Annotated in this window: 3 protein-coding genes; all 3 read left to right on the forward strand. The window is 45.6% G+C overall.

From position 1 onward, the window contains the following. The coding region (locus tag K5R16_RS21835) for a cytochrome b/b6 domain-containing protein (RefSeq protein WP_220740496.1) at positions 1-295 on the forward strand (295 nt) is incomplete at its 5' end. A gap of 142 nt (positions 296-437) precedes the next feature. Next, the gene (locus tag K5R16_RS21840) at positions 438-1,496 is read left to right on the forward strand and encodes a porin (RefSeq protein ID WP_220740498.1); all 1,059 of its coding nucleotides are present in this window, start codon (positions 438-440) and stop codon (positions 1,494-1,496) included. 81 nt (positions 1,497-1,577) lie between these two features. Continuing rightward, positions 1,578-2,904 (forward strand): methyl-accepting chemotaxis protein (locus K5R16_RS21845; RefSeq protein ID WP_220740500.1); only part of this gene is annotated, 1,327 nt, incomplete at its 3' end.

Below are 2,904 nucleotides of genomic sequence, written 5' to 3' on the forward strand. Positions count from 1 at the left end.
TGCCAATGCGGGTGAGAAACTTTGGTTTTGGGTGTTTGCCCTCTTTGGTGGTGTGATGGTGGTTTCAGGGCTAACAATGATGTTCCCAGAAACCTTTGTCGTCACCAAGAATACCGCTAACTTTATGTTAGTATTACACATCGTCTCTACCATCATTATCAGCGCATTCTCAGTCGTACACATCTTCATGGCAACCGTCATGTCTGAAGGCGGTATGTCTAACATGACCTCTGGTTACTGTGATGAAAACTGGGCTAAGCAACACCATAACTTATGGTTTAAAGAGCTGAAGTAACTCAGTCGCTAAATAGCACAATCTGCCCATCAACACTTAGCTGTTGATGGGCAATCCAACAGCACACATTTATTCGTTCGGCACCAACTCTAGCCTCTAGAGAGGGCGACTTTTTGCTGCCGAAATATAGGGAAATACACAAATGAAAACGTTAAAAACAATTGTCGCGGTTGCAGTAAGCTTATGCTGCGTTAACGCTTATGCAGCTGATAACAATGCCGAACTAGAAGCGCGTATTGCCAAGCTTGAAAATAACGCTGCACCGTCACAGTTCAAAAATAGCCAAGTCAGCCTATACGGCTCTATTCGCCCAACATTAAGTTACCTAGACGACAGCCAAGATGAAACTTGGGATGTTCGTGATGCACTCTCTCGCATCGGTATTAAAGCCAGCACTGAATTTGCCGACGGCTGGACCGCTATCGCGCAAGGCGAATGGAGTGTCGATATTGCCAACTCTGGCAACTTCGGTAAAGCCCGCCAAGCCTACGCTGCCATAGCGTCACCTTACGGCCAAGTCGGCATTGGTAAGCAACGTCCTGCGCAGTACACCTTAGTGGCTGAATATGTCGATATCTTTAACCACGGCAACAGCCCTTACGCCTACGACCATGAAAGCCCATTCTTTGTCGATAACTTTGTCACTTATCAGTTAGTCACAGGTGACTTTACCTGGATGGCGGGTGCCCAGTTTGATGGCGACAATGGTGATGATGCGACCGACATGGTCAACCTTGGTGTTGGTTACGATATTGACCAACTACACATAGGTTTAGGCTATGTGACGCAAAATACACTTGATAGTAATAACATTGAAGGCGACGACAACACCTTTGGTGGCGTAGTGGCTTACACCTTCAATAATGATCTGTACCTTGCCGTAAGCTATCAAGACAAGCAGTACAACTATGATGCTGGCAGCATGAATAAAGATCGCAGCGGCAGCACCTTAGACACCGCACTGGCCTACCCTATTTTTGATGACTACAAAATTAAACTCGGTTACTTCCAATTTAAAGATGGTATTGATGGTGAATCATCTGCTGATTACGATGGCTTCAACACCACTCTTGAGTGGAACCCAATCGACAATGTTCGCGTCCACCTAGAGTATTTAGATAAGAGCTACGATCATCAAGAAAATGATCACGCGATTACTATCGGCTTTAGATACGACTTCAACCTCACGTGGCAAGGCTAACTTAACTGCAAGGTTTTAAGCTACACCCTAAAGAGGCCATCAAGGCCTCTTTTTATTCCTGTCACTTCGTGGAGAAGAACATTGTTAGGATTTAGAAAATCGCTCATCGCGTCAATGGTGACTATTGTCGCCCTATGTCTTGTGATCTCAAACTGGCTGTCCTACATCGAGCTCAAGCAAGCTACCATTGCCAGCACCAATGAAAAACTCACTAATGTCGTCACATACGAATCCAATAACATTGAGAACTGGTTTAAGGAGAAAGCTGATGCCATCGATGCCCTAGCTCAGCACTATCAAACAGGTAGTTATCAAGACAACTATGTGAATGCAGCAAGGCTGTCTACCGATGTTGGTGGCGTTGCACGGATCTACTTTGGCTTTGACGACGGTAGTGCTTATTCCACTGAGACCAACAGTAAGTGGATCGACGGCAAAGCAATAGCCGATAAATACGACCCTCGTACTCGGCCTTGGTATCAGCAAGGTAAGTCATCGCACAACCTCGATATTACCGATATCTATGTTGATGACGGCACTGGCCATGACGTGATTTCAATCTTAAAAAACCTCGGCGATGGCGTAGTACTTGGAGATATTGAACTCACCTACTTAAGTGATGCCGTCAAAGCCGTTAACTACCCAGGAGCAGTAACCTTAATCACTGACCAAACAGGTAAGGTTTTAGCCTCTGAATCAGCAAAGCTAGTCACAGGTACACGCTTCTCAGATTTTGGTTTAGCCCAAGTGCAACAAACCTTGCTAGCTAACGATGAAGCGATGCAAGAATACACTTTAGATGGTGTCGACAAACTTGCCGTTTCAAAAGCGATTCCACTGGTGAATGGCAAGAAGTGGTATCTGTTTATTGCGCTCGATAAGTCAGTCGCTTACGCAACCGTTGATAACGCTCTTTATAGTGCCATGATCTCCTCTAGCATCATGTTAGCTTTGGCTATTAGCCTGTTACTTGGCGTGTTATACCTACTTTATCGCCCTATTTTGTCGCTAAAAGAGATGGTAACGGAGCTGTCTACAGGTAATGGCGATCTCACTCGCCGCCTAAAAGTTGAAAGTGATGATGATTTAGGACAGATATCAACCGGTATCAATCGCTTTATCGAGAACCTGCAATCAATGATGCTAGAAGTGTTGCAATCATCAAATCATATCGCCAGCAGTGTTGAACGCTTAAAGTCAGAAACTGAAGCCAATAGCGCTATCTTGGTCGCTCACACTACAGAGACCGAACAGATAGTCGCCGCAGTAGAGGAGATGAGCGCCACCGCCAATGATGTTGCCAGAAACGGTGCTGAAACAGCGTCTTTCACTCAAGTGACCAAGCATCAAACCATGGACTCTAAAGCGGTCGTTGCAAAAGCGACCAGTACCGTTGCGCAACTGGTGC

Origin of the sequence: Shewanella sp. c952, from assembly GCF_019654975.1 — a bacterium.
Lineage (GTDB): Bacteria > Pseudomonadota > Gammaproteobacteria > Enterobacterales > Shewanellaceae > Shewanella.